This is a genomic window from Kitasatospora sp. NPDC051705, from assembly GCF_044453265.1.
In the GTDB taxonomy this organism is placed as follows: domain Bacteria; phylum Actinomycetota; class Actinomycetes; order Streptomycetales; family Streptomycetaceae; genus Kitasatospora.
The window spans coordinates 115,723-139,269 of the sequence record NZ_JBITCO010000010.1 but is presented as its reverse complement, the minus strand read 5'-3'; the positions used below and the strand labels follow the sequence as shown (position 1 = coordinate 139,269).

19 protein-coding genes are annotated in these 23,547 nt (G+C 73.8%); 6 read left to right on the top strand and 13 right to left on the bottom strand.

Going from position 1 to position 23,547, the window contains the following annotated elements; genetic code table 11:
* The first annotated feature begins 306 nt into the window (after positions 1 to 306).
* Genes ACIA8Q_RS15790 through ACIA8Q_RS15770 form a run of 5 tightly spaced genes read left to right on the top strand, consistent with a single transcriptional unit; the run spans position 307 to position 6,199 of the window.
* Positions 307 to 1,818 (top strand): amino acid permease, encoded by a 1,512-nt coding sequence (locus ACIA8Q_RS15790; RefSeq protein ID WP_360208564.1) that lies wholly within the window; start codon positions 307 to 309, stop codon positions 1,816 to 1,818.
* Entirely contained in the window at positions 1,815 to 3,176 is a 1,362-nt protein-coding gene (locus ACIA8Q_RS15785; protein ID WP_396317307.1) for a glutamine synthetase family protein, read from the top strand. Before ACIA8Q_RS15790 ends, ACIA8Q_RS15785 begins: the two co-directional genes overlap by 4 nt.
* A gap of 22 nt (positions 3,177 to 3,198) precedes the next feature.
* Positions 3,199 to 4,056 carry a gamma-glutamyl-gamma-aminobutyrate hydrolase family protein gene (locus ACIA8Q_RS15780; protein ID WP_360211121.1) on the top strand — a complete coding sequence of 286 codons (858 nt, stop codon included), beginning with the start codon at positions 3,199 to 3,201 and terminating at the stop codon, positions 4,054 to 4,056.
* Complete coding sequence (locus ACIA8Q_RS15775) at positions 4,053 to 5,426, top strand: aldehyde dehydrogenase family protein (RefSeq protein WP_360211119.1); 1,374 nt, start codon at positions 4,053 to 4,055, stop codon at positions 5,424 to 5,426. Before ACIA8Q_RS15780 ends, ACIA8Q_RS15775 begins: the two co-directional genes overlap by 4 nt.
* A 5-nt stretch (positions 5,427 to 5,431) precedes the next feature.
* The gene (locus tag ACIA8Q_RS15770) at positions 5,432 to 6,199 is read left to right on the top strand and encodes a 3-oxoacyl-ACP reductase (protein ID WP_360211117.1); all 768 of its coding nucleotides are present in this window, start codon (positions 5,432 to 5,434) and stop codon (positions 6,197 to 6,199) included.
* A gap of 100 nt (positions 6,200 to 6,299) precedes the next feature.
* Here the strand turns inward: ACIA8Q_RS15770 and ACIA8Q_RS15765 are convergent, their stop codons facing one another.
* From ACIA8Q_RS15765 to ACIA8Q_RS15725, 9 genes are all read right to left on the bottom strand, one after another.
* Positions 6,300 to 7,568: a hypothetical protein gene (locus tag ACIA8Q_RS15765; protein ID WP_360211115.1), complete on the bottom strand. Its 1,269-nt coding sequence runs from the start codon at positions 7,566 to 7,568 to the stop codon at positions 6,300 to 6,302.
* Positions 7,565 to 9,391 (bottom strand): hypothetical protein, encoded by a 1,827-nt coding sequence (locus ACIA8Q_RS15760; RefSeq protein WP_396317306.1) that lies wholly within the window; start codon positions 9,389 to 9,391, stop codon positions 7,565 to 7,567. The genes ACIA8Q_RS15765 and ACIA8Q_RS15760 overlap by 4 nt, the downstream gene beginning before the upstream one ends.
* A 134-nt stretch (positions 9,392 to 9,525) precedes the next feature.
* On the bottom strand, positions 9,526 to 10,305 hold the full coding sequence (locus tag ACIA8Q_RS15755) for a toll/interleukin-1 receptor domain-containing protein (RefSeq protein WP_396317305.1): 780 nt from the start codon (positions 10,303 to 10,305) through the stop codon (positions 9,526 to 9,528).
* 97 nt (positions 10,306 to 10,402) lie between these two features.
* Entirely contained in the window at positions 10,403 to 11,716 is a 1,314-nt protein-coding gene (locus ACIA8Q_RS15750; protein WP_396317304.1) for a helix-turn-helix domain-containing protein, read from the bottom strand.
* Positions 11,717 to 12,031: 315 nt separating this feature from the next.
* Positions 12,032 to 13,411, bottom strand: a complete 1,380-nt coding sequence (locus tag ACIA8Q_RS15745) for an MFS transporter (protein WP_396317303.1) — start codon at positions 13,409 to 13,411, stop codon at positions 12,032 to 12,034.
* Positions 13,408 to 14,211: a glycerophosphodiester phosphodiesterase gene (locus ACIA8Q_RS15740; RefSeq protein ID WP_360211105.1), complete on the bottom strand. Its 804-nt coding sequence runs from the start codon at positions 14,209 to 14,211 to the stop codon at positions 13,408 to 13,410. Before ACIA8Q_RS15740 ends, ACIA8Q_RS15745 begins: the two co-directional genes overlap by 4 nt.
* A 203-nt stretch (positions 14,212 to 14,414) precedes the next feature.
* Positions 14,415 to 14,888: a MarR family transcriptional regulator gene (locus ACIA8Q_RS15735; RefSeq protein WP_360211103.1), complete on the bottom strand. Its 474-nt coding sequence runs from the start codon at positions 14,886 to 14,888 to the stop codon at positions 14,415 to 14,417.
* A gap of 175 nt (positions 14,889 to 15,063) precedes the next feature.
* Positions 15,064 to 15,627, bottom strand: coding sequence for a CGNR zinc finger domain-containing protein (locus ACIA8Q_RS15730; protein ID WP_360211101.1), 564 nt, complete (start codon positions 15,625 to 15,627; stop codon positions 15,064 to 15,066).
* A 138-nt stretch (positions 15,628 to 15,765) separates the two neighbouring features.
* The gene (locus tag ACIA8Q_RS15725) at positions 15,766 to 17,487 is read right to left on the bottom strand and encodes an ABC-F family ATP-binding cassette domain-containing protein (RefSeq protein WP_360211099.1); all 1,722 of its coding nucleotides are present in this window, start codon (positions 17,485 to 17,487) and stop codon (positions 15,766 to 15,768) included.
* 610 nt (positions 17,488 to 18,097) lie between these two features.
* On the opposite strand from ACIA8Q_RS15725, the gene ACIA8Q_RS15720 reads away from it, so the two are divergent.
* Positions 18,098 to 19,717, top strand: a complete 1,620-nt coding sequence (locus ACIA8Q_RS15720) for a tannase/feruloyl esterase family alpha/beta hydrolase (RefSeq protein WP_360211097.1) — start codon at positions 18,098 to 18,100, stop codon at positions 19,715 to 19,717.
* A gap of 181 nt (positions 19,718 to 19,898) precedes the next feature.
* Here the strand turns inward: ACIA8Q_RS15720 and ACIA8Q_RS15715 are convergent, their stop codons facing one another.
* The 4 genes from ACIA8Q_RS15715 to ACIA8Q_RS15700 form a co-directional block, all read right to left on the bottom strand.
* Complete coding sequence (locus ACIA8Q_RS15715; RefSeq protein WP_360211095.1) at positions 19,899 to 21,128, bottom strand: cytochrome P450; 1,230 nt, start codon at positions 21,126 to 21,128, stop codon at positions 19,899 to 19,901.
* Between the two features lie 106 nt (positions 21,129 to 21,234).
* The gene (locus tag ACIA8Q_RS15710; protein ID WP_360211093.1) at positions 21,235 to 21,702 is read right to left on the bottom strand and encodes an SsgA family sporulation/cell division regulator; all 468 of its coding nucleotides are present in this window, start codon (positions 21,700 to 21,702) and stop codon (positions 21,235 to 21,237) included.
* A 254-nt stretch (positions 21,703 to 21,956) separates the two neighbouring features.
* Positions 21,957 to 22,385: a hypothetical protein gene (locus ACIA8Q_RS15705; RefSeq protein ID WP_360211091.1), complete on the bottom strand. Its 429-nt coding sequence runs from the start codon at positions 22,383 to 22,385 to the stop codon at positions 21,957 to 21,959.
* A 181-nt stretch (positions 22,386 to 22,566) separates the two neighbouring features.
* The gene (locus ACIA8Q_RS15700; protein ID WP_360211083.1) at positions 22,567 to 23,427 is read right to left on the bottom strand and encodes an alpha/beta hydrolase; all 861 of its coding nucleotides are present in this window, start codon (positions 23,425 to 23,427) and stop codon (positions 22,567 to 22,569) included.
* Positions 23,428 to 23,547: the final 120 nt, after the last annotated feature.

Here is a 23,547-nt window from a genome sequence, read left to right as displayed (position 1 = left end):
CGCCGGGGGAGTCGCGCCACGACGCCGTGGCCGCGCCCGCCGGCACACCCTCAACCCCCAGGGGTGCCCATGACCGACGCACGCTCACCCGACCACCCTGCCCCGCTCGGGTTTCCGTCGAACACCGGAAGTGTTACCGGCACCGACGCCGGCGCCGCAACGTCCCCCGCCGCTTCCGGCGCCGATTCCCCCACCGCTTCCGGCGCCGATTCCGCCACCGCCACCGCCGCTCCCGCCGCCGGCACCCTCTCCGCCGACGAGCAGCGGCTGCGCGAACTGGGCTACACCCAGGAGTTGGCCCGCTCGATGACGGGCTTCTCCAACTTCGCCGTCTCCTTCTCCATCGTCTCGATCCTCTCCGGCTGCCTGACCCTGTACGGCACGGGGATGAACACCGGCGGCCCCGCCATGATCATCTGGGCCTGGCCGGTGGTGGGCCTGCTGACGCTCTGCGTCGGGCTGGCGATGGCCGAGATCTGCTCCAGCTACCCCACGGCGGGCGGACTCTACTACTGGTCCGCCAAGCTGGCCCGCAGCGGCGGCCCGGCCTGGAGCTGGTTCACCGGCTGGTTCAACTTCCTCGGCCAGGTCGCGGTGACCGCCGGCGTCGACTACGGCGCGGCCTTCTTCACCAACGCGTTCCTGACCCTCCAGTTCGGCGTCGAGGCCAGCCCCGCGCACACCATGGAGATCTTCGCCGTCATCCTGGTGATCCACGGCCTGCTCAACACCCGCGGCGTGCGCCTGGTCGCCGTCCTCAACAACGTCTCCGTCTGGTGGCACCTGGTCGGCGTGGCCGCCATCGTCGGCGCGCTCGTCCTGCTGCCGGACCAGCACGCCTCCGCCTCCTTCGTGTTCACCCAGTTCGTCGACAACACCGGCTTCCACAACCAGTTCTACGTGGCGATGATCGGCCTGCTGATGGCCCAGTACACCCTCACCGGGTACGACGCCTCCGCGCACATGACCGAGGAGACCCACGACGCCGCCCGCTCCGGACCGCGCGGCATCGTGAACGCCATCACCGTCTCCCTGGTGGCCGGCTGGGTCCTGCTGCTCGGCATCACCTTCGCGATCCGGGACTACGACGGCGCGCTCGCCAGCGACACCGGCGTCCCGCCCGCGCAGATCTTCATCGACGCCATCGGCGCCGACGGCGCCAAGGTCCTGCTGCTGATCGTCATCGGCGCCCAGTTCTTCTGCGGGATGGCCTCGGTCACCGCCAACTCCCGCATGATCTACGCCTTCTCGCGTGACGGCGCCCTGCCGGGCTCCGCCCTCTGGCACCGCATCGACCCGCGCACCCAGACGCCGACCAACGCGGTCTGGCTGGCCACCGGCGGCGCCCTGCTGCTCGGCCTGCCCGCGCTGTGGAACACCACCGCCTACACCGCCGTCACCTCGATCTCCGTCATCGGCCTCTACATCTCCTACGTGCTGCCGGTGTACCTGCGGCTGCGCCAGGGCGAGGACTTCCCGCGCGGCCCCTGGCACCTGGGCCGCTGGAGCCGGCCGATCGGGATCGTCGCGGTGGTCTGGACGGCGGTGATCACCGTGCTGTTCATGCTCCCGACGGCCAGTCCGATCACCGCCGAGAGCTTCAACTACACCCCGGTGGCGGTGGCCGTGGTGGTCGGCTTCGCCGGTGTGTGGTGGCTGGCCTCCGCCCGGAACTGGTTCACCGGGCCGGTCGTCCACGACACCTCCGCCGCTTCCGCGACCTCCACCGCTGCCGTCGGTCCCGCCGACGCGCTCGACCCCGTCGTGGGCACCCGCCCCGTTCCCCCCTCCGACCCCGCCAAACTGGAGACCCGATGAGCAGCCGTCCCCGGCTCACCCTCGACGAGCTGCGTGCCATGGTCGCGGCGGGGGAGATCGACACCGTCGTGCTGGCCATGACGGACATGCAGGGCCGGCTGCAGGGCAAGCGGGTGGCCGCCGAGTACTTCCTGAACGACGTCGTCCCCGGTTCGGCCGAGGGCTGCGGCTACCTGCTGGCCGTCGACGTCGACATGAACACCGTCGACGGCTACCGCATCTCCTCCTGGGACAACGGCTACGGCGACCTCGTCCTGCGCCCCGACCTCACCACCCTGCGCGCCGTCCCCTGGCACCCCGCCACCGCGATGGTCCAGTGCGACGTCACCCACCACGACGGCAAGCCCGTCACCGTCTCCCCCCGCCAGATCCTCCAGCGCCAACTCGAACGCCTCGCCGCCCACGGCCTCACCGCCCACGCCGCCACCGAACTCGAGTTCATCGTCTTCCGCGACACCTACGAACAGGCCTGGACCAAGGACTACACCCACCTCACCCCCGCCAACCAGTACAACGTCGACTACTCCATCCTCGGCACCGGCCGCATCGAACCCCTCCTGCGCCGCCTGCGCAACGGCATGGCCGGCGCCGGCCTGACCGTCGAGTCCGCCAAGGGCGAATGCAACCCCGGCCAGCACGAGATCGCCTTCAAGTACGCCGACGCCCTCACCACCTGCGACGACCACACCGTCTACAAGACCGGCGCCAAGGAGATCGCCGCCCAGGAAGGCTGCAGCCTCACCTTCATGGCCAAGTACGACGAACGCGAAGGCAACTCCTGCCACATCCACCTCAGCCTGCGCGACGAACACGGCACCCCCGCCTTCCCCGGCCAGGGCGCCCACGGCTTCTCCCCCACCATGGAACACTTCCTCGCCGGCCAACTCGCCTGCCTCGCCGACTTCGCCCTCCTCCTCGCCCCCACCGTCAACTCCTACAAGCGCTACGTCCCCGGCAGCTTCGCCCCCACCGCCATCGCCTGGGGCCGCGACAACCGCACCTGCGCCCTGCGCGTCATCGGCCACGGCCCCTCCCTGCGCTTCGAGAACCGCGTCCCCGGCGGCGACGTCAACCCCTACCTCGCCGTCGCCGCCCTCATCGCCGCCGGACTCCACGGCATCGAACACCGCCTCGAACTCGAACCCGAGTTCACCGGCAACGCCTACACCTCCGACGCCCCCCGCGTCCCCGCCACCCTGCGCGACGCCGTCGACGCCTTCGCCCACAGCCCCGCCGCCACCGAAGCCTTCGGCAAGGACGTCGTCGACCACTACACCCACGCCGGACGCACCGAACTCGCCGCCCACCAACGGGCCGTCACCGACTGGGAACGCCGCCGCGGCTTCGAACGACTCTGAACCACGGCACAGGAGAACCACCATGACCCGTGACGACCGCCGACGGCCCCTGATCGGCATCACCAGCTACCAGGACGAGGCCGCCTGGTCCGTCTGGCGCCAGCGCGCCTCGCTCGTGCCGCAGACCTACGTCGACTCCGTCGCCCGGGCGGGCGGCACCCCGGTGCTGCTGCCGCCCCAGCCCGGCGGCGTCGAGCACCTGCTCGACGCCCTGGACGGGCTGCTCCTCGCCGGGGGGCCCGACATCGACCCGGCCAGGTACGCGGCGGACGCCGACCCGCGCACCGGCCCGCCCCACCACGCCCGCGACGACTGGGAGAGCACCCTGCTGCACGCCGCCCTCAGCCGCGACCTGCCGCTGCTGGGCGTCTGCCGCGGGATGCAGCTGCTCAACGTGGAACTCGGCGGAACCCTGCTCCAGCACCTGCCCGACGGCAGCCACCAGACCGTCCCCGCCGCCTTCGTCCGGCACCGCGTCGACCTCACCGAGGGCAGCCGGCTCGCCGCCGTCCTCGGGCCGGTCACCGAGGTCTCGTGCTACCACCACCAGGCCGTCGACCGGATCGGCGCCGGGCTGAGGGTGACCGGGCGGAGCACCGACGGGACGGTCGAGGCGCTCGAACTGCCGGACCGGCACTTCGCGCTGGGCGTCCAGTGGCACCCCGAGACCGACTCGTACGACCAGCGGATCTTCCAGGCGCTGGTCGCCGCCTGCCGGTCCGCCGGCCCGGTCGCGGGCCCGTCCGGCACCCCGTCCGGCACCCCGTCCGAGCTCCAGCCCGGCGCCGGGACCGGCACCCGGCCCGGCACCCCGTCCAGCACCGACCCCGGCAGCCACCCCGGCAGCCCGTCCGCGAACCACAGGGAGAGCGCCCGATGACCGAACCGGACCTCCACGAGGTCGTCAACCCCGCCACCGAGGAGGTGATCACCACCGTCGAGCTGGCCGGCCTCGCCGAGACCGACGCCGCCGTCGCCCGCGCCCGCGCGGCCTTCGACGGCTGGCGCCGGGTCGCCCCCGCCGACCGGGCCCGACTGCTGCGCGCGTTCGCCGCCGCCGTCGACGCCGACCGCGAGCACCTCGCAGCCCTGGAGGTCGCCAACGCCGGCCACACCATCGGCAACGCCCGCTGGGAGGCCGGCAACGCGCGGGACGTCATCGAGTACTACGCCGCCGCGCCCGAGCGGCTGTTCGGCCGGCAGATCCCGGTCGCGGGCGGGCTCGACGTCACCTTCCAGGAGCCGCTCGGCGTCGTCGGCGTCATCGTTCCCTGGAACTTCCCGATGCCGATCGCCGCCTGGGCGCTCGCCCCGGCCCTCGCCGCCGGCAACACCGTCATCGTCAAACCGGCCGAGCTCACCCCGCTGACCGCCCTGCGGCTCGGCGAGCTCGCCCTCCTGGCGGGCATCCCGGAGGGCGTCCTGCAGATCCTGCCCGGCCGCGGCCCGGTGGTCGGCCGGCGCTTCGTCACCCACCCCGACGTGCGCAAGGTCGTGTTCACCGGCTCCACCCGGGTCGGCAAGGAGATCATGGCCGGCTGCGCCGAGCAGGTGAAACCGGTCACCCTCGAACTCGGCGGCAAGAGCGCCAACATCGTGTTCGCCGACGCCGACCTCGCCCGCGCCGCCGCCACCGCCCCGTACGCGGTCTTCGACAACGCCGGCCAGGACTGCTGCGCCCGCTCCCGCATCCTCGTCCAGGAGTCCGTCCTCGACGACTTCATGGCACTGCTGGAGCCCGCCGTCAAGGGCGTCAAGGTGGGCGCCCCGGGCGACGAGCAGACCGAGATGGGCCCGCTGATCTCCGCCGCCCACCGCAGCCGGGTCGCCTCCTACGTCCCGGACGACGCGCCCGTCGCCTTCCGCGGCACCGCCCCCGACGGGCCCGGCTTCTGGTTCCCGCCGACGGTGCTCGCACCGGTGCGGCACGACGACCGCGCCTTCACCGAGGAGATCTTCGGCCCGGTCGTCGCCGTCGTCCCGTTCCGCGACGAGGAGGACGCGCTGCGGATCGCCAACGCCACCGAGTACGGCCTGTCCGGCTCCATCTGGACCAGGGACGTCGGCCGCGCCCTGCGGGTCGCCCGCGGCGTCGAGGCCGGCAACCTCTCCGTCAACTCGCACTCCTCGGTGCGGTACACCACGCCCTTCGGCGGCTTCAAGCAGTCCGGCCTCGGGCGCGAGCTCGGCCCGGACGCCCTGGACGCCTTCACCCAGACCAAGAACGTCTTCATCTCCACGGAGGAGTGAGCAGCATGACCAAGCGACTCGACGGCCGGGTGGCCGTCATCACCGGCGCGGGCAGCGGCATCGGCCTGGCCACCGCGCGCAGGTTCGCCCAGGAGGGCGCCAAGGTGGTCTGCGTCGACCTCGACGCGGAGACCGGCGCCAAGGCCGCCAACGAGGTCGACGGCCTGTTCATCCAGGCCGACGTCACCGACGAGCAGGCCGTCAGCGCGCTCTTCCAGCGCGTCGCCGACGCGTTCGGCCGGGTCGACATCGCCTTCAACAACGCGGGCATCTCCCCGCCCGACGACGACTCCATCCTCACCACCGGCCTGGACGCCTGGAAGCGCGTCCAGGAGGTCAACCTGACCAGCGTCTACCTCTGCTGCAAGTACGCGATCCCGCACATGCAGCGGCAGGGCAAGGGCTCGATCATCAACACCGCCTCCTTCGTCGCCGTCATGGGCGCGGCCACCTCGCAGATCTCCTACAGCGCCTCCAAGGGCGGCGTCCTCGCGATGTCGCGGGAGCTCGGCGTGCAGTTCGCCCGCGAGGGCATCCGCGTCAACGCCCTCTGCCCGGGGCCGGTCAACACGCCGCTGCTCCAGGAGCTCTTCGCCAAGGACCCGGAGCGCGCCGCCCGCCGCCTCGTCCACATCCCCCTCGGCCGCTTCGCCGAGCCCGAGGAGATCGCCGCCGCGGTCGCCTTCCTCGCCTCCGACGACTCCTCCTTCATGACCGCCAACACCTTCCTCGTCGACGGCGGCATCTCCGGCGCCTACGTCACCCCGCAGTAACCCCCGCCCGCAGCGACCCCCACCCCACCCACTCACCCACCCCCGGCCCGGCGCCCCACCGCCCCGGCCGGGGGTGGCGGCGCATCCGGCCGAGCCGCCGTCACGGGGCCCCGGGACCGGGCACTTGGCCGGGCGAGGAACCGTTCACGGCGGAACCGTTCACCGCTCCGCCGACCTTCGCCCAGGGAACGCCGGGGCCGTCGCCGGTACCGCCCGCGGTCCGGCTCGGGTCGGGCGCGGCCGCGGGGAGCCCGGAGCCGTCTCCGAGCAGGCTCTCCCGGATCAGCCTGGCCTGCTCGGAGCGGCCGGCGGCATCGGTGGCCTGAGCGACCCGGTGCAGGTAGACCGTCCGTTCGGGGGAGTCCGTCACCAGATCGACGTCGTCCAGCAGCTCGGTCAGCGGACCGACCACGGCCGGCCCCCGCGTCGGCCCGGTCGGCTCCGTCGGCCCGGGCCGGTCGGGCGGCCCGCCCTCGTCCCCGTCGTCCCCGTCGTCCTCCCGGTGCCCCGGGGTGGGTGCCACCGCGTCCAGGAACGGGACCGGCCTCGGCGCGGGGTACGGCACCAGGTGCTCGTACAGGCCGTCCACGTCCTCGTCGTTGGCCGCCGCCGACAGCTGGGCGAGCGGACCGATCATGTCGACGGCCTCCCGAACCTTGTCGTCGTGCCGGGCCAACCACCACACCACCGCGCTACCGGGCGACTTCAGGACGTCGTCACCCAGATAGGCACGCCTGCTCTGCTCCTGGCGGCGCTCGTGCTCCCAGACCTCCTCGGACTTGCGCACCTCGGAGAGCTTTCCGAGCCTGGTCCGGTCGTCCTCCGACAGCCTCAGGTCGACCCGTCCGCCCATGGCCTCCACGAGCGCCGACGCGTCCGGCCGCTGGGTGCCGAGCACACCGTTCAAGCGGTGCCGCACCAGGTCCAGCCGCTCGGGCACCTCGAGTTCGGTCACCTGGCGGGCGCGGGCCAGCACCGTCTCGATCGCCAGACCGGCCGGGTCGGCGTGCACCAGCCCGGTCGTGTTCGGGATCGGGCGCCACCACACCGTGGCCGAGAAGTGGAAGTCGTAGTCGGGCACCCGGCTCGGCAGCGCCACGCCGTCCACCCGGGTCTCCTCCCAGGGCGGCTCCGCCGGGGCGGTGACGGTTTCGAACTCGGGCCAGGGCTCCGGTTCGGGGCCGGGTTCCGGATCCGGCTCGGGCACCGGTGACCTCGCCGAGGCCAACAGGACGGCCAGCACCAGCGCCACCGCCGCCGGCACGCCCCACAGCCACACCGGCCACCTGGCCGACACCCCGAGAACCACCGTCACCAGACCGGCCCCGACGGCCAGACCGACGAGCGGCGCCTTTCCGCTGCCCTTCACGCAGTGCTCCCCTCGGCCGGCCCGGCCGCGGCCGGGTCCAGCGGTTCGATCCCCTGTGCGCGGTCGATCGCCCGGCAGAAGCGGGCCGCCACCTCGCTACGGGTCAGCGGAGCCGGCTCGTCGTCCGGGCCGGCGGCCCAGCCGTGTGCCAGCAGGTAGAAGCGGCTGAGCACGTCGACCCGGCCGCAGGCGGCCTCGACGAGGATCCCCATCAGCCGCGCACCCCCGTCCCGCTCCCGCCGGGCCGCCGAGAGCCAGGCCCGCACGGCGGGCTCCCAGGTCCGGGATTCCCGTGCCACGGTCAGCACTCCCCGCCAGCCGCGGGCGACGTCCCGCTGCGGCACCCAGGTGGGCAGGCACTCCACCAGGGCCAGGAAGATCCCGGCGTCCGACCGCTCCGGCGCCGGTTTCTCCAGGCCGGTGCAGAGCCGGTCGAGGAGGCGGAGGTAGAGCCGCCTGTCCCGGCGGACCAGCCCGAGCAGGAGGTCCAGGACCTCGGGCGGATCGGCGCCGAGCTCCCTGCGAGCCAGCTGGTGCAGCCGCACCAGCGCCTGGTCGGGGAAGCGCGGCGCCAGGACCTCGACGCACGTCCGCGCCAGGACCCGGGCGAGGTTGCCGGGCAGCCGGGGAGTCGTCGACCAGTCGTAGATCCTCCGTCGGAACTCCGTGCCCCAGGCCTCGCTGAGCAGCCCCTGCCCCAGCACCTGCATCGCCTCGGGGAGCAGCCGGGGGTCCTGGGCCCAGGACTCCACCAGATCGGTCAGTGTGCGGACGTCACCGATGCGGAGGGTCTGCTCGGTGTACCGGCCGATGAGCCGCTGCCGGTCGACGGACTCCAGCCACGGGGTCTCCCTGACCGCGTCCGTGACCCAGCCGCCGAACGCCGGGCGAAGGTCCGGGTAGTAGAGCCAGAAGTGGGACCGCACCGCCGCTCCGTACGCCAGCGCGGCGAATCGGACCCGCTCGTCCTCGACCTTGACCCCTACGTCCTGTAGGCGTTGGAGCGGATCGGGACGGTCGAGGCGGGGCTGTGTGTCCTCGGGGTGGCCGAGCTTCGCCAGCAGCCGTTCGGACAGCCGGATCACCGCATCCGCCGGAGCCTCGTCAAGCATTGCGGAGGTGAACAGCAGAGCCTTCTGCCGGCCGTCGTCGAGACCGGCGATCTGCTCGGCGACCTCGACGGTCCGATCCTTGACGGCTGCGAGCGCTTCGGCTGCCCATGTGGCGAAGTCGCCGCCCGCGGATCTGGCCTGGACCAGCAGTGCGGAGAGCTGCTGCAGCTCCCGCATGGGGGAACGGCCGAGAAGCGGGCGGAAGACCGAGTGCCGCAGTTCGGTGCGGGAGAGCTCGATTCCCGCGGGTCTCAGGTGCCGGGCCAGGACACCCGCCTCGTCGGGGCGTCCGATCGGAACCAACAGCTGGTGGAAGTCCGGTCGCAGGTGGCGTTCGTGATCCCGGGGGATCACCATGACCATCCGCGCATCCAGACGGCGTAGCTTCTCCCAAGACGTACCCAGGCGGCTCTGGGCATCGATGAACTCCGGTGCCGAGACGGCCGAGAGGTCGAACAGGATGCGCTCCCCGCCGACCGGCTCAGCCGACTCGTTCTGCTTCAGCCAGTCGTCGAGCGAGACCTCCCGGAGTGCGTCACCCCCCTCACCGGCGCCGTGCAGCAACACGATGGCCGCCGCACGGCGCCCGCTTCCGGGAGCGCCGGTGAGCAGGACGACCGTGCCCGGTGTCTCCAGCCGCGCGGCCGCGGCCCCGTACCCGGGCGGTCCGACGAAACGCTGACGCAGCCATTCGCGTTGCGCGAGCGTCACCAGCTGAGGGGCACCGCCACGACCCGGTGCCTCCGATGAACCGAAGTAGTTGTTGTTGGTGATGTACTGGCTGCCGTTACCCGTGTGAGTCGGTCCCTGCGTGCTGCCGATCGAGGTCGTGTCCCCAGCCTCGATCACCGGTGGCCCTCGCGGTCGCGGCGGCCGCCGAAGTCGTTGTTGACGGTGCCGCGTTCGACGTAGGAGCCGCCGTCCCCGTGGATCTCGACGCCGCCGTGGCGGGTGGTGTTGTGCTGTGCGCCGCTCCCGGTGTGGACCGGTCCGCTCGCGTTGTTGATGAACGTCCCCACGTCGCGGCCCACGTTGCCGATGCCCCCGCTCTGGTCGTGCCGGTAGTCGCGGGCCTGCACGGCGCTTCCGTCGACGCGGCCGACCTCGTTGCGGGTCTGGACGGCGCCGGGCTCCCCGTCGATCCGCTGTTCGGCCTCGGCGAGCTGGGGGATCGTCCTGGCCAGTTCGTCGCCGATGCGCCGCAGGCCGGAGTCCGCGTCCCGGGTGTCGAAGCGGAGGTACTGGCAGTCGGCGAGTTCGGCGAGCTCTGGCGGCAGGGCGTGCCGGTCCAGCCGGGTGGTGCGGCCGACGAGCACCGGGACGACCAGAGCGCCGCTCTCGAAGGCCTCGACGATCTCGCGGCGGGTCCAGTCCGTCGGGTCGTCGAGGGCGCGGCGCCCGTCCGCCTTGCGTGCGTCGGCCCAGCGGGCGCCGATGACGGCGAGGAGGACGCTGCTGCGCCGGACGGCGGTCAGCAGTTCCCGGGGGAAGGCCTGGCCGATCCCGATGGACTTGCTGGCGCGGAAGACGCGCCGGTCGCCGAAGCGCCGGGAGAGCTCGCGCTCGATCAGGGTGGCGGTGGCCTCCTCGTCGTCGGTGCGGTAGTTGACGAAGACGTCGGGCATGGCGGAGCACCTCTCTGGTGACGGTCGGTTCCGGTGACGGTCCGGCGGTGGCGTGCGGGTGGCGGTCCGGAGGCCGCGCCGGAGCTCTCCCCGGGCCCTACGGGTGCAGAGCCCTGGCGAGCGCGGGCTGGAGGTCCTGGACGGACCGGCTGGAGCGGAACCGCTGGAGTTCGCGGGCGAGCTGGCGGACGCCGGCCCGGATGGTGGCCGAGCGCAGGGCGGGGACGAGGGGTAGGAGGTCCGCGGCGAGTGCGCAGGCGTGCTCCGGTTCACCGTCGGCGGCGTGGGCGAGGGCGTGCCGGAGTCCGTACCGGGCGCGGCTGCGGACGGCGTGGGCCGGGATCCGCGGGTACTCCTGGTCGAACACCTCGGCCGCCCTGCGGGGGTGTCCGAGGTCGTGGAGGCACCACCCGGTGACCACGGCGGCCGGGTCGGCCACGGTGGTGGTGCCGAGGACGGGGGCGCCGGCGTCCTGGTCGGCGGCGGTCGCGAGGAGCCGGCGAGCGCGGTCGAGGCTGCGCAGGCATGCCTCCCGGTTGCCGGCGAGGGCGTGCCCCTGGGCTTCGCGCTGGGCGGCGAGGCCGCGGATCCGGGGCGGCAGGCGGCCGTCCTGCGCGGGTCGGACGAGCTGGACGGTCCGGTCCGCGTCGCCCGCGTAGAAGGTGATCAGGGCACGCCGGACCAGGGCGTACGAGGCCAGGTCGTGGTCGCCGCCGCCCTCGGCGAGTTCGACGGCCTGGGCGGTCCACCGGAGCGCCGAGGGGTCGTCGCCGGCCTCCTGGGCCATCCAGCCGGCGTACTCGGCGTAGCGGGCCGCGAGCACGAGCAGCCGTCCGCGGTTGACCGGGTCGGCCTGGCCGGCGAGTTCGCGCAGGGTGTGGGTCTGGACGGTGAGCAGGGGGAGCAGCGTGCCGGGGTCGCTGTTCTGGCCGAGCCTGCGGATCTGGTCGAAGTGGGTCCGGAAGACCTCGACCGGGGTGGACTCCTGGTCCGCTGCGCCGGCGGGTGCGGCGGCGGCCGGCAGGGCGGTGGCGAGTCCGCCTCCGAGCAGGGAGGTGGCTCCGGCGGCGAGCAGTTGCCGTCGTCCGAGCCCTCCGGGGGCGCCGGTTCCTCCGCGCTGGTGGGGGAGCGGTGGGTCCTGGCGGGGGCCGGCGGGCGCGTGCGGGTCGGCCTGGGTCCGCCGGCGGCCGGTCGGCAGGAGCCGCTCCAGCTCGCCGGCGGCGGCGAGCTGGACGTCGCAGCGGCGGGCGAACTCGGGCGGCGGGGCCTTGTGGCCGCGCTCGATCTTGCTGAGGTGGCCCTTGCTGTAGCTGAGCAGTTCGGCGAGCCGGGTGAGGGTGAGTCCGGCGGCGATCCGCCGTCTGCGGAGCTCCGGGCCGAACTCCTCGGACGGCGTTTCAGGCGCGTGCATGCCAACCCCCGTTCTGGATTCACCGGCCCAGGCATCCGCCGTGGTGTGGGCCGGACGCGGTCTCCCGCCGCTTCCGCCTGGAATCCTGGCATGCGAACGGGCCGGTCAAACGGGTATCGGCGGGGTTTCCCGTTTCCTCTTTGCCGGTCGAATGGTCATGCGAACAAAACGAGTTGGCGATATGTCCACCCGTGCGAACGTGGTCGGCCGAGGCCGGGAGCGCGAGCCGGAGGGCGGGCTCCACCAGGCGGGGGGACGGGGACGGCCCGGGCTCGGGCGGGGTCGCCGGAGGCCGGGCCGTCGGGGCCGGTGGGGTCAGAGGCGTTCGGGGACGGGGTTGCCGACGGCTTCGATGGCGCGGCGGACGGGGACTTTCGCCAGGACGGCGAAGCCGATGACGAAGAAGACCAGCAGCGAGATGATCGCCGAGCGGTAGCTGCCGGTGATCTGGTAGGCGAGGCCGAAGACCAGCGGGCCCATCCAGCTGGTGCCGCGGTCGCTGACCTTGTAGACGCTGAAGTACTCGGCCTCCCGGCCGGCCGGGATGAGGTGCGAGAACAGCGAGCGGGAGAGCGCCTGGCTGCCGCCGAGGACCAGGCCGATCATGCAGGCCAGGGCGTAGAACCAGGCGGGCTGGTGGGCGGGCATGAAGTAGCCGAGCGCGAGGGTGACCACCCAGCCGACCAGCGAGCCGAGGACGGTCCGTTTGGCGCCGTAGCGGTGGGCTATCCGGCCGAGGAGCAGCGCGCCGCCGATCGCCACGATCTGGACCAGCAGGACGGCGACGACCAGCGAGGTCTGGTCCATGCCGAGCTCCTCGCTGCCGTACAGCGAGGCCTGCGAGACGACGGTCTGGATGCCGTCGTTGTAGCAGAGGAAGGCGCCCAGGTAGAGCAGGGTGAGCGGGTAGCGGCGCATGCCGCGCAGGGTGCGGGCGAGTTCGCGCAGGCTGCCCGCGGCCGGGCGGTCCCCGGCGGGTGCGGTCGGTGCGGGGGCGGCGCCGGCGCGGGAGGGCAGCCGGAGCATCGGGACGACGGTGAACAGCGCCCACCACAGGCCGGCCGAGGCGAGGCAGATCCGCACGGCCGTGCCGGAGGAGAGGCCGAGTGCGTCGTGGCCCTCGAACAGGGCGAGGTTGGCGACCAGCAGCAGCCCGCCGCCCGCGTAGCCGTACGCCCAGCCCTTGGAGGACACCGCGTCGCGCTCGTCGGGGCCGGCCAGGCTCGGGAGGTAGGCGTAGGAGAGCGCGACCGACGCCGCGTACGCGATGTTGGCGACCACCAGCAGTGCGCCGCCGAGCAGGTAGCGGTCGCCGTCGAGGAAGAACATGCCCATGGTGGCGGCCGCGCCGACGTAGGCGAAGCCGCACATCAGCTCCTTGTGCCGCCCGGTGCGGTCCGCGACGGTGCCGGCCAGCAGCATCGCCCCGACGGAGATCAGCACCGAGAAGGACACCGTGTACGGGAAGAACGAGCCCGCGCGGACCGACAGGCCGAGCGGGTGGACGTCGCCGGCCGCGTCGGCGGCGTTCTTGGCGACGGAGGTCAGGTAGGGCCCGAGGAACACCGTCAGGACGGTGGCCGAGAAGGCGGCGTTGGCCCAGTCGTTGACGTACCAACTGAACTGCATCCGGCGCAGGGCGCGGGGATCGGTGGCGGTCGCCGGGTGGTCGGGCAGGTGGGTCGCGGTGCTCATGGGGTTCCAATCACCGTGCTGGAGCCGTTGCTGCCGTCTGACCAGCAGCCGCGCTCGCCGAGGACGTCCCGCAGTACGTCGATGCGATCGGCCATGATGCCATCCACACCCAGGTCGAGTAGAGCCCTGATCCGTGTGGGGTCGTCCACAGTCCAGACGTGAACCTGCAGGCCGAGGCGGTGCGCGGTGCGCACGAAGGCCCGGTCGACGACCCGGACGCCCCGGTGCCGCTCCGGGACCTGGGCGCACACGCCGGCCCACGGCGCCCCGCGCCCGGGCAGCAGCGGCCCGGCCAGCGAGCGCAGCCGCAGCCGGGCCACCTCGCGCGGCCCGAGCGAGGTGGCCAGCCGGGGGCCGGCGGCGGCGCGGACGGCGGCGAGCCGGGTGTCGGAGAACCCGCCGACGCAGACCCGGTCCCACGCGCCGGTCCGGCGGACCGCCTCGATCAGCGGGAGGACGGCCGGTGCGGCCTTGACGTCGATGTTGAACCGCGCCCCGGGGAACGCGTCCAGCAGCTCCTCCAGCAGCGGGACGGGCTCGGTGCCGCCGATCCGGGCCTGCCGGACCTCGCTCCAGGGCAGCTCGGCGACGGCGCCGGACCGGTCGGTCACCCGGTCGAGCCGGCTGTCGTGGAAGGCGACCAGCACGCCGTCGGCGGTCGCGTGCACGTCCGTCTCGAGGTAGCGGTACCCGAGGGCGACGGCGGCCTCGAAGGCGGCGAGCGAGTTCTCGGGGTGGCCGAGGTCGCCGCCCCGGTGCGCGAACGCGAGCGGCCCCCGGTGGTCGAGGAAGGGATGCATGTGGTGCTCCGAGCTGCGGGGGAGGGGCGGCGGCCGGGCCCGCGGGCGCGGGCGGCGCGAGGTGTGCCGGCCGCGTCCCGGGGCACGCGCGTTACAGTATTACGCGCCCTGTCAAGCAGTAACGGTTGGCCCGCTCCCCGGCCGTACCGGGACCGCATCGGCCTGCCCGGCCCGTGCCCCGCCCACCCGCCGTCGACTCCCCGTCAGCCGGGAAGGTCGCCGTCGCCGCCGAGATTGGCGACCATTCGGCGCAGCACCTCGATCGTGGTGACGAAGTCCGCCTCGTCGACGCCCTCGTGCATGCGGCGGTGGACCCGGAGGTTGCGGTCGCGGGCCCGCAGCCGGCCCTCCTCGCCCGCCGTGGTCAGGGTGAGCGCCCCCGCCTCCTCGTGCAGCCAGCCCCGGCCGGCGAGGTCGTCGAAGACCGTGTCGAAGTCGGTCCCGAGGTCGTCGTAGCGGGCGAGCCGTTCCACCAGTGCCGCCCTGGTCCACTGCCCGGGGGAGCCGGCGACGTGGTTGAGCGTCCACCAGTGCGGCTGGGTGAGGTCCTCCTGGGCCAGTTGGGCGCGCAGGGCGTCCGTCACCAGCCGGTACGCCTGGCCGGTCCACGCGCCGATCGGCTGGGCGGCCAGTTCCTCGCGCGGGTACTCCTTCAGTGCCGTCTTCTTCGGTGCCATCTCCACGTTCCCCCTCGTGCGGTGATTTCCGGGACGTCGATCACCGTAGGACCTCAAGTCGACTTGAGGTCAAGCGCAGGGAAGGCGCAGTGAAGGCAGGGGAGTGGGGGCGGGGGAGATTGCGGCGGCGGCCGTCACCGGCTCGACCGGTGGTCCCGGCGTGCCAGCCCGTGGTTCAGTGCGCGCCGAGGGCGGGGGAGGTCTTCTTCCGGGCGCGGTAGGCGGCGGCCTTGATCCGGTTCCCGCAGGAGTCCATGCCGCACCACTGGCGCCGGGTGCCCCGTGAGCGGTCGACGTAGATCCGGGTGCACTCCGGGTTGCCACACTCCTTCAGCAGCGGGACGTCCGGGCCGCTGAGCAGTTCGACGGCCTGGCGGGCGACGGTCGCCAGCGCCTGGTCCGGGGTGCCCTCGTTGTGCCGCCCGGCGAGGGTGAGTTGGGGTGTCACCGGTTCCCTGCGGGCGGCGCCGTTGAGTACGGCGAGCGCCTCGCGGTCGAACTCCTCGCCGTGGACGCGGTTGGTGACGAGCCGGTAGACGGCCTCGCGCACTGTGGTGGCGGTTCGGACGTCCTGCTCGCAGCCGGGCGCGATGCTGTCCACCAGGCCGCTCTCGACGTACCAGGCGTTCAGCCGCTCCGGCGTCACGAACATCTCGAACCGGGTCGAGCGGCGTGCGCGGAGGGTGGCCGCGAAGTCGAGGGCGGGGTGCCCGCAGACGAAGACATGGTCGAGGTTCACATCACCATGCTGGCAGGTGACGGTTTCGGGCGCAAGGAGCGTCACCGGCCGGCCGGAGCGGCGCGGGCGGGCGCCGCCCGGGAATCCGAGGGCGGGACGGGGAGGCGGGAGCGGGACGGCCCCCGCCTCCCCGTCGGCTCACCTTCCGGGGGCGGCGGTCTCCGTCAGTGCCCCGTCGGCCAGCCGGAGCCAGCGGTCCACGCCGATCCCGGCGAGGAAGCGCTCGTCGTGGCTGATCACCACGAAGGCGCCCTGGTAGGAGTCGAGCGCGCTCTCCAGCTGGGCCACGCTGACCAGGTCGAGGTTGTTGGTCGGCTCGTCGAGCAGCAGCAGCTGCGGGGCCGGCTCGGCGCACAGGACGCAGGCCAGGGTGGCGCGCAGCCGTTCGCCGCCGGAGAGCACCCCGACCGGCAGGTGCGCCCGGGCGCCGCGGAAGAGGAAGCGGGCGAGCAGGTTCATCCGCTCCGCCTCGGGCCGCTCGGGGGCGAAGGCGGCGAAGTTCTCCGCCACGGTGCGGTCGAGGTCCAGCAGGTCGAGTCGCTGCGAGAGATGGGCGATCCGGCCGTCGCCGCGCCTGATGTCGCCCTCGACCCGCTCGCCGTCGCTCCGGCCGCCGTCGCCCCGTTCGTCGTTGCCCGGCCCGCCCCCGGCCTTCCCGCCGTCGCCCCGCTCGCCCTCAGGGGTGAGGTCGCCGGTGATCAGGCGCAGCAGGGTGGTCTTGCCCGCGCCGTTGGGCCCGGTCAGCGCGATGCGCTCGGGGCCGCGGACGGCGAGGTCGACGCCGCCGTCCGCGAACACGGCCCGGCCGGCGTGGTGGACCTGCATCCCCGCGCCCAGGAAGAGGTTGCGCCCGGCGGGCACCCGGGTGTCGGGCAGTTCCAGGGCGATGTGCTGCTCCTCGCGCAGGGCGCGGCCGGCCTCGTCGAGCCGGGCCCTGGCCTCGCCCACCCGGGCCGCGTGCAGCTGGCCGGCCTTGCCCGCGGACTCCTGCGCGCCGCGCTTCATGGTGCCGGCGAAGATCCGGGGCAGGCCGGCGTTCTTGAGGTTGCGGGCGGCGTTGCCCGCGCGGCGCTCGGCGCGCTCGCGGGCCTGCTGCATCTCGCGCTTCTCGCGCTTCAGCTCCTGTTCGGCGTTGCGGACGTTCTTCTCGGCGACCTCCTGCTCGGCCCGCACGGCCTCCTCGTAGGCGGTGAAGCTGCCGCCGAAGAAGCGCAGTCGCCCGCCGTCGAGTTCGAGGATGCCGTCCATGCGGTCGAGCAGCGCGCGGTCGTGGCTGACCACGAGCAGGCAGCCGGGGTAGTCGGCCAGTGCGTCGTGGAGCCGGTGCCGGGCCGCGGCGTCGAGGTTGTTGGTCGGCTCGTCGAGCAGCAGCACGTCGGGGCGCCGGAGGAGTTGGGCGGCGAGGCCGAGGGAGACGATCTGGCCGCCGCTGAGCGTGTGCAGGGTGCGGTCGAGGGTGAGGTCGGCGAGGCCGAGGCGGTCGAGCTGGGCGCGGGTGCGCTCCTCGACGTCCCAGTCGTCGCCGATGGTGGCGAAGTGCTCCTCGCTCACGTCCCCGGACTCGACGGCGTCCAGGGCGCGGATCACGTCGGCGACGCCGAGCACCTCGGCGACCGTGAGGTCGCCGGTCAGCGGGAGGCTCTGGCGGAGGTGGCCCAGCACCCCGCCGACCGTCACCGACCCTGCGGTGGGCCGGAGTTCACCGGCGATCAGCTTGAGCAGCGTGCTCTTGCCGGAGCCGTTGGGGGCGACCAGGCCGGTGCGGCCGGCGGGGACGGTGAAGGACAGGCCGTGGAAGACCGGGGTGTCGTCGGGCCAGGCGAACGACAGGTCGGAGCAGATGACGGCGGCGTCGGACATGGGGTGACCTCGGGGGTGCTGGAGGGCAGGAAGCGGCCTTCCGCCCTGGGCAGGCGTGGGGGAGGGGAAGAGGGGACGACGAAACGGACCGCCTCGGCGGTGCTTCGCTGCACCGGACGGCGGCCGTCAGGACCGGGTCTCACCCGGAGATGTCGTCTTCACCCACCACGTCTGCGACTCCTCGATCACACGGTTCGTGTCCATCCGAGCGTAACAGCCGCCCTCGCCGGTCCGCTCGGCATTTTCCGGGCGGGCGGGCCTCCGGAGGTCGACCGTGCGGTCAAGGGGCGCTCCCGGCCGCCTCGTTGACAGCTCAGGTGACGCCATGCCAGCATCGTCACCAGTTGAAAGGGTGACGAAACCGGATGGCGAACGGCAGTCCGGGCCGGGTCGCCGTGCCGTAGTACGCCAGCGTTCATCGGCATGTCAAGGGCCGGGGGCCGGCCGGAATGCCCTCGAAAGAGGTGAAGAGTCACCGCTCGGAAAGGTGACGTCAGGCTGGCCGTTCCGACGCCCGGCCGTCACCCGCGCACCCCGAGCCCGCGCACCCCGAGCCCGCGGGCACCCGCAGACCTGCGGACCTCTACGCACTTCCCTGGAGGGGAAACCCATGAAGCGACTCCTGACCGTCCTCGCGGCCGGCGTGCCGCTGGTCGCGGCGGTGAACCTGCCGGCGGCGTCCGCGGCGTCCGCGGACGGCTCCGTCGCCGCGGCGTCCCGCTGCTCGACCCCCGCCGTGACCGCCCCCGCCGGGACGAGGGTGGAATCCGTGACCGCGCTGCGCCGGGAGGGCGGCACCGTCGACGGCACCGGGGTCGTGGGCGGCACCGTCACCGGAGTCCCCGCCTACTGCGAGGTGACCGTCACCCTCACCCACCCCGGTGACGGCGACCACGCCCGGGTGCGCACCTGGCTGCCCGCGGACGGCTGGAACGGCCGCTTCCAGGCACTCGGCGGCAGCGCCTACGCGGCTGGGGACAACGGCGTCGGACTCGGCACCGCGGTCAAGAACGGGTACGCGGCGACCACCACCGACGCCGGCCTCGGCGACGCCGTCGACGTCGGCTGGGGGCTGGACGGCGCCGGGAGGGTGAACACCGCGCTGCTGGAGAACCTCGCCTCGCGCTCCCAGCACGAGGCCTCGGTCGTCGGCAAGCAGGTCGTCGCCGGGGTCTACGGCGCTCGTCCCTCCTACTCCTACTTCAACGGCTGCTCCACCGGGGGACGGCAGGGCTACACGGAGGCCCAGCGCTACCCGGACGACTTCGACGGGATCCTCGCCAACGCGCCCGCCGTCCACTGGGACGCGTTCGAGGTGGCCACCCTCTGGCCGCAGGTGGTGATGAACAACGAGCGGACCTACCCGTCCGCCTGCGAGTTCAAGGCCTTCACCGACGCTGCCGTCAAGGCCTGCGACCCGCTGGACGGCATCCGGGACGGCCTGGTCAACGACGCCGCGCGGTGCGACTTCGACCCGCGCCGGCTGATCGGCACCACGGTGGTGTGCGACGGCCGGGAGCTGACCGTCACCGCGGCCGTCGCGGACGTGGTGCGCAGGATCTGGGAGGGCCCGCGCACGGAGTCGGGCCGCCGGCTGTGGTCCGGCGTCCCGGTCGGCGCGGACCTGTCGGCGCTGGCCGGGGTGACGGAGCCGGACGCGGACGGCGCGGTCAAGGGCGCGCCGTTCCCCGTGCCGCAGTACTGGGTCGCGACCTGGCTGAAGAGGCAGCCGTCGTTCGACGTCTCGACGATCACCTACGGCCAGTTCACCCGGCTGTTCGAGCAGTCCCGCGCCGAGTACGGCGGGATCATCGGCAGCGACGACCCGGACCTGTCGGCCTTCCACAGGTCCGGCGGCAAGCTGCTCAGCTGGCACGGCCAGGCCGACCAGTACGTCCCCGCCCAGGGCACCGTCGACTACCGCCGGCAGGTCGAGCGGACGATGGGCGGTGCCGGGCGGGTCGACGACTTCTACCGGCTCTTCCTCGTGCCGGGGGCGGTCCACTGCGGCCTCAACCGCGGCGCCGGAACGGTCGACGACCTCGCCGCGCTGACCGCCTGGGTCGAGCGGGGCGAGGCCCCCGCGACGCTTCCGGCCACCCTGGTCACCGCCACCGGGCAGAGCGTCGCCCGTGACCTCTGCCGCTACCCCGCGGTCTCCCGCTACTCGGGCCACGGTGACCCGGGCGTCGCCACGAGCTTCCGCTGCGTCCTGCCCTCCCGGCACTGACCCCCGGGGCCGCCCCCGAACTCTTCCCCCTGTCGGCCCGCCCCGCCCGTCCACCCCGCCCCACCCCGCCCCACCCCGCCCCCGTTCCGGCCCGCGCCCCGTGCTGCGGGCCGGAACGGGGCGTCGGCGTCGGGACGGCTTGTCCGCGTCGGGACGGCTTGTCCGCGCCGGTGCGGTGCGGTCAGCCGACGCGGTAGCGCACCGGGAGCGACCGCACGCCCCGGATGATCCCGGAGCCGATCCAGTCGAGCGAGTCGACCGGGGCGGCCGGTTCCAGCTCCGGGACGCGGGACAGCAGGGTGCGCAGCGCGACGACCGTCTCCAGACGGGCGAGCGGGGCGCCCAGGCAGTGGTGGACGCCGTGCCCGAAGGCCAGGTGGCGGGCCGCCGGCCGGGTCACGTCGAGGACCGCGGGATCACCGCCGGCCTGCGGGGCGTCGTGGCCGGCCGAGCCGAGGGCGACGGTGAGCATCCCGCCGCGGGGGATCCGCACACCGCCCAGTTCGAGGTCGGTCGCGGCGTAGCGGTTCGTCGAGCGTTCGACGGATGTGTCGTGGCGCAGGAACTCCTCGACGGCGCCGGGGAGGAGATCGGGGCGTTCGCGCAGCAGCCGCAGCTGGTCCGGGTGCCGCAGGAGCGCCAGCACGGCGTTGCCCAGCAGGTTCACGGTGCTCTCGTAGCCCGCGACGACCAGCATCATGGCGGTGCCGACCAGTTCCTGCTCGGAGAGCCGGCCGTCCTCCTGGTCGCGCACGGCCACCAGGGCGGAGAGCAGGTCGTCCTGCGGGTGGCGGCGCTTGTCCGCGATCAGGCCGGCCAGCAGCGCGTGCAGGGCGGCGAGCGCCGGGCGGTGCCCGGGGGAGTCGACCTGGAGCGCCTCGCCCGCCCAGTGGCGCAAGTCCAGGTGGTGCTCCGGCGGGATGCCGAGGAGTTCGGCGATCACCACGGCGGGCAGCGGGGCGTTGAAGGCCTCGACGAGGTCGAGCACGCCCGACGGCGGCATCGCGTCGATCAGCCCGTGGGCGATCCGCTCGATGCGCGGCGCCAGTTCGGCGGTGCGGCGGGGGGTGAACGCGGCCGCGGCGAGGGTGCGCAGCCGGGTGTGCTCGGGCGGGTCGGCCTCCAGCATCTGCGCGCCGAGCCCGACCGAGGGCTGGTGGAGGACGAAGCCGGCGGCGGCGAGGGCCTCGGCGGCGGGCGTGGCGTCCTTGAGCAGGGCGGGGTGGGTGAGGGCCTCCCGGGCCAGGTCGTAGCCGACGACCACCCAGCCCTCCAGTCCGGTCTGGAACTCGGCGGGGTGGACGGGGCCGAGCGCCCGGAGCCGGGCGTAGCGTGCGGGGGCGTCCGCCTTGAAGGCGGCGTCGATGACGACTCGGCCGTCCTGGCCGGGTCGCGGTTCGGGCAGGCTCACGGGGTGTCTCCTGTGTCGGGGGCCGGGGTGGGGGCGGGCCGTGCGGAAGGCCGGGGCCCGGCGGTGGGCCCGGGGGCGGGTGCACCCGGCGGGCGGGCGGCGGCACTCACGCGGTGGGCGCTCCCGGTCCGTCGAGCAGCCGGCGGAGGGAGCCGTCCCAGTCGAGTCCGGTCAGCTCCGCCTCGGCGGGGGTGATCCGGTAGGTGGCGTCGAGCCAGGCCGCGAGGGGTGCCGTCGGCACCTCGAACAGGGCCTCCACCTCCCGCGATTCGAGGAGCAGCCAGGACGAGGGCCGCTCGCCGGGTTGGGCGGGCCACATCCGGACGTCGCCGCAGCCGCTCATCGAGGTCAGTCCGCCGTGCAGCAGCTCACGGCCGAACCGCCAGACGAGGCCCGGGCCGCGTTCCGCCAGGAACTCGACGGTGATCACCGCGGGCAGTGCCGGGTCGAAGCGGAACTCCGCCCGCACGGGGTGGCGGGTGAACTCGTCGAGCAGCTGGTCGAGGTCGAGGAGCAGCGCGGGCAGCTGCCCGGGTGCCGCGGGTGCTCGCAGCGGTGATCGGTCTCGGTGCATGGCAGGGGTTCCCCTCCGGGGTGCGTCGTGTGTGGCTCCACTCTCGGCCGGGGGCGGACCGCGGGCATCGGTCAGTTGACGGTCGACTGCCGGGCCGCGGCGGGCGGCGGGACGCGTGACGGGGCCGCAGGACGCGCGACGGGCGCGCATGACGAAGGGGCCGGCAGCGCGTGCTGCCGGCCCCTTCGTCATGCGGTGCGGTACCCCGTCGGGCGATCGGGCGGGTCGGGCGATCGGGCGGGTGTCCGGTCCGGTCAGGCGGCCTGCAGCGGCCCCGCGAGGGACTTGCGCAGGGCCGGCGGCGCGGCGACGGGCAGCAGCGCCGCGAGCATCCTGCCTTTGAGGGTGGTGGGCCGCCTGGTCAGCTCGACGTCGACCCGGGTGCCGTCGCCCTCCGGGGTCATCCGGAAGACCCAGCCGCCACCGGCGCCGAACAGCTTGGAGTCCAGGGTGGTGACGGTGACGGTGTCGCCGCCCGGCTGCCAGTCGTAGCGTGCGCGTTCCCAGGCGGCGGCGGTGCCCTCGGTGACCTCGGCCCAGGTGTCGCCGAGGTCGTGGACCTCGAAGTGGTCGGCGTCGATGGTGGACCAGGCCCCCGGGCGGGAGGGGCCGAAGTCGGTCAGCACCGCCAGCACGTCCTCGGTGCTGAGCGTGGAGACGAGGGAGAGCCGTACGACTGCCATGGGGTGTCCTCACAATGCGTGACTGTTCTGGCCGGTGACGTCGGCGTTCCGGGCCGGCGTCACCCGGCGGTGGGGCTGGTTCCTTGCGGGTCGGTGCGGCTCACGGGCGCGGCCGCTGGGCCGTCACCCCTGAGTCATCCGACTGCCTTCGCCGGCGCGCGGTGCCTCGCCGGCGTCCCGGTCAGCGGGCGGTGGCGCGGGCGGCCCGCTCGATGACGTCCGCGACGAGGCGCGGGTGCGAGACGGCCACGGAGTGGGACGCGGCGACCTCGGTGGTGCGGGCGTGCGCGCGCTCGGCCATGAAGCGCTGCACGGCCACCGGGATGTTGAGGTCGCGCGTGGTGACGACGGCCCAGCTCGGCTTGGTCTCCCAGGCGGCGGAGGTGGCCTTCTCGGTCAGTGCGGACTGGGCGACGGGGCGTTGCGCGGCGGCCATCAGCGCGGCCCGGTCGGCGGGCACGTCGGCGGCGAACTGCTGGCGGAACCTGTCCTGCCGGATGTACAGGTCGGTGGCGGTGCTGCCGTCGGCCTGCCGGTAGGTGACCGGGTCGAGGGCGTCCGGGAGGGTGGAGCCCGGGTACTTGCCGGTGAGCTCCAGGGCGCTCTCCCCGGGGGCCGGCAGGAAGGCGGCCACGTAGACCAGGCCCTTGACCAGCGGGTCGTCGGTGGCGGCCTGGCTGATGACGTTGCCGCCGTAGGAGTGGCCGACGAGGATCTTGTCGCCCTTGACGTGGTCCAGGACGGTGCGCAGCGCGGCGGCGTCGGAGGCGGGTCCGCGCAGCGGGTCTGCGGCGGCGACCACGGGGTAGCCGTCGGCGCGCAGTTCGGCGATGACGTCGTTCCAGCTGGAGCCGTCGGCGAAGGCGCCGTGTTCCAGCACGATGGTCGGCCTGGCGCGGCCGCCGAAGGCGTCGGCCCCGGCGCCGGTGGTCGCGCCGTCGGCGATCCCGGTGAGGGCGAACGCGCTGAGCGCCAGGCCCGCCGCGAGTGCCGAGACCGCTCCGGCTGCCAGCCGGCTGCGCCCACCCCTGATGTCCACCACGTCGAACCCCACCTTTCGGACCTCCCGACGACGGGACGGGCCGATCTCGTCGGCCCCGTCACCGTCCTGACAGGTGATGAGACTGCCCGATGTGACCGTCACCAGTCAAGCCGGTGACGC

Bases quoted from the DNA above. Each gene is read 5' to 3' on its own strand.
- ACIA8Q_RS15745 (WP_396317303.1), bottom strand. From the start codon at position 13,411: ATGAGCACCGCGACCCACCTGCCCGACCACCCGGCGACCGCCACCGAT.
- ACIA8Q_RS15735 (WP_360211103.1), bottom strand. From the start codon at position 14,888: ATGGCACCGAAGAAGACGGCACTGAAGGAGTACCCGCGCGAGGAACTG.
- ACIA8Q_RS15785 (WP_396317307.1), top strand. From the start codon at position 1,815: ATGAGCAGCCGTCCCCGGCTCACCCTCGACGAGCTGCGTGCCATGGTC.
- ACIA8Q_RS15775 (WP_360211119.1), top strand. From the start codon at position 4,053: ATGACCGAACCGGACCTCCACGAGGTCGTCAACCCCGCCACCGAGGAG.
- ACIA8Q_RS15740 (WP_360211105.1), bottom strand. From the start codon at position 14,211: ATGCATCCCTTCCTCGACCACCGGGGGCCGCTCGCGTTCGCGCACCGG.
- ACIA8Q_RS15720 (WP_360211097.1), top strand. From the start codon at position 18,098: ATGAAGCGACTCCTGACCGTCCTCGCGGCCGGCGTGCCGCTGGTCGCG.
- ACIA8Q_RS15790 (WP_360208564.1), top strand. From the start codon at position 307: ATGACGGGCTTCTCCAACTTCGCCGTCTCCTTCTCCATCGTCTCGATC.
- ACIA8Q_RS15725 (WP_360211099.1), bottom strand. From the start codon at position 17,487: ATGTCCGACGCCGCCGTCATCTGCTCCGACCTGTCGTTCGCCTGGCCC.
- ACIA8Q_RS15705 (WP_360211091.1), bottom strand. From the start codon at position 22,385: ATGGCAGTCGTACGGCTCTCCCTCGTCTCCACGCTCAGCACCGAGGAC.
- ACIA8Q_RS15780 (WP_360211121.1), top strand. From the start codon at position 3,199: ATGACCCGTGACGACCGCCGACGGCCCCTGATCGGCATCACCAGCTAC.
- ACIA8Q_RS15755 (WP_396317305.1), bottom strand. From the start codon at position 10,305: ATGCCCGACGTCTTCGTCAACTACCGCACCGACGACGAGGAGGCCACC.
- ACIA8Q_RS15710 (WP_360211093.1), bottom strand. From the start codon at position 21,702: ATGCACCGAGACCGATCACCGCTGCGAGCACCCGCGGCACCCGGGCAG.
- ACIA8Q_RS15770 (WP_360211117.1), top strand. From the start codon at position 5,432: ATGACCAAGCGACTCGACGGCCGGGTGGCCGTCATCACCGGCGCGGGC.
- ACIA8Q_RS15750 (WP_396317304.1), bottom strand. From the start codon at position 11,716: ATGCACGCGCCTGAAACGCCGTCCGAGGAGTTCGGCCCGGAGCTCCGC.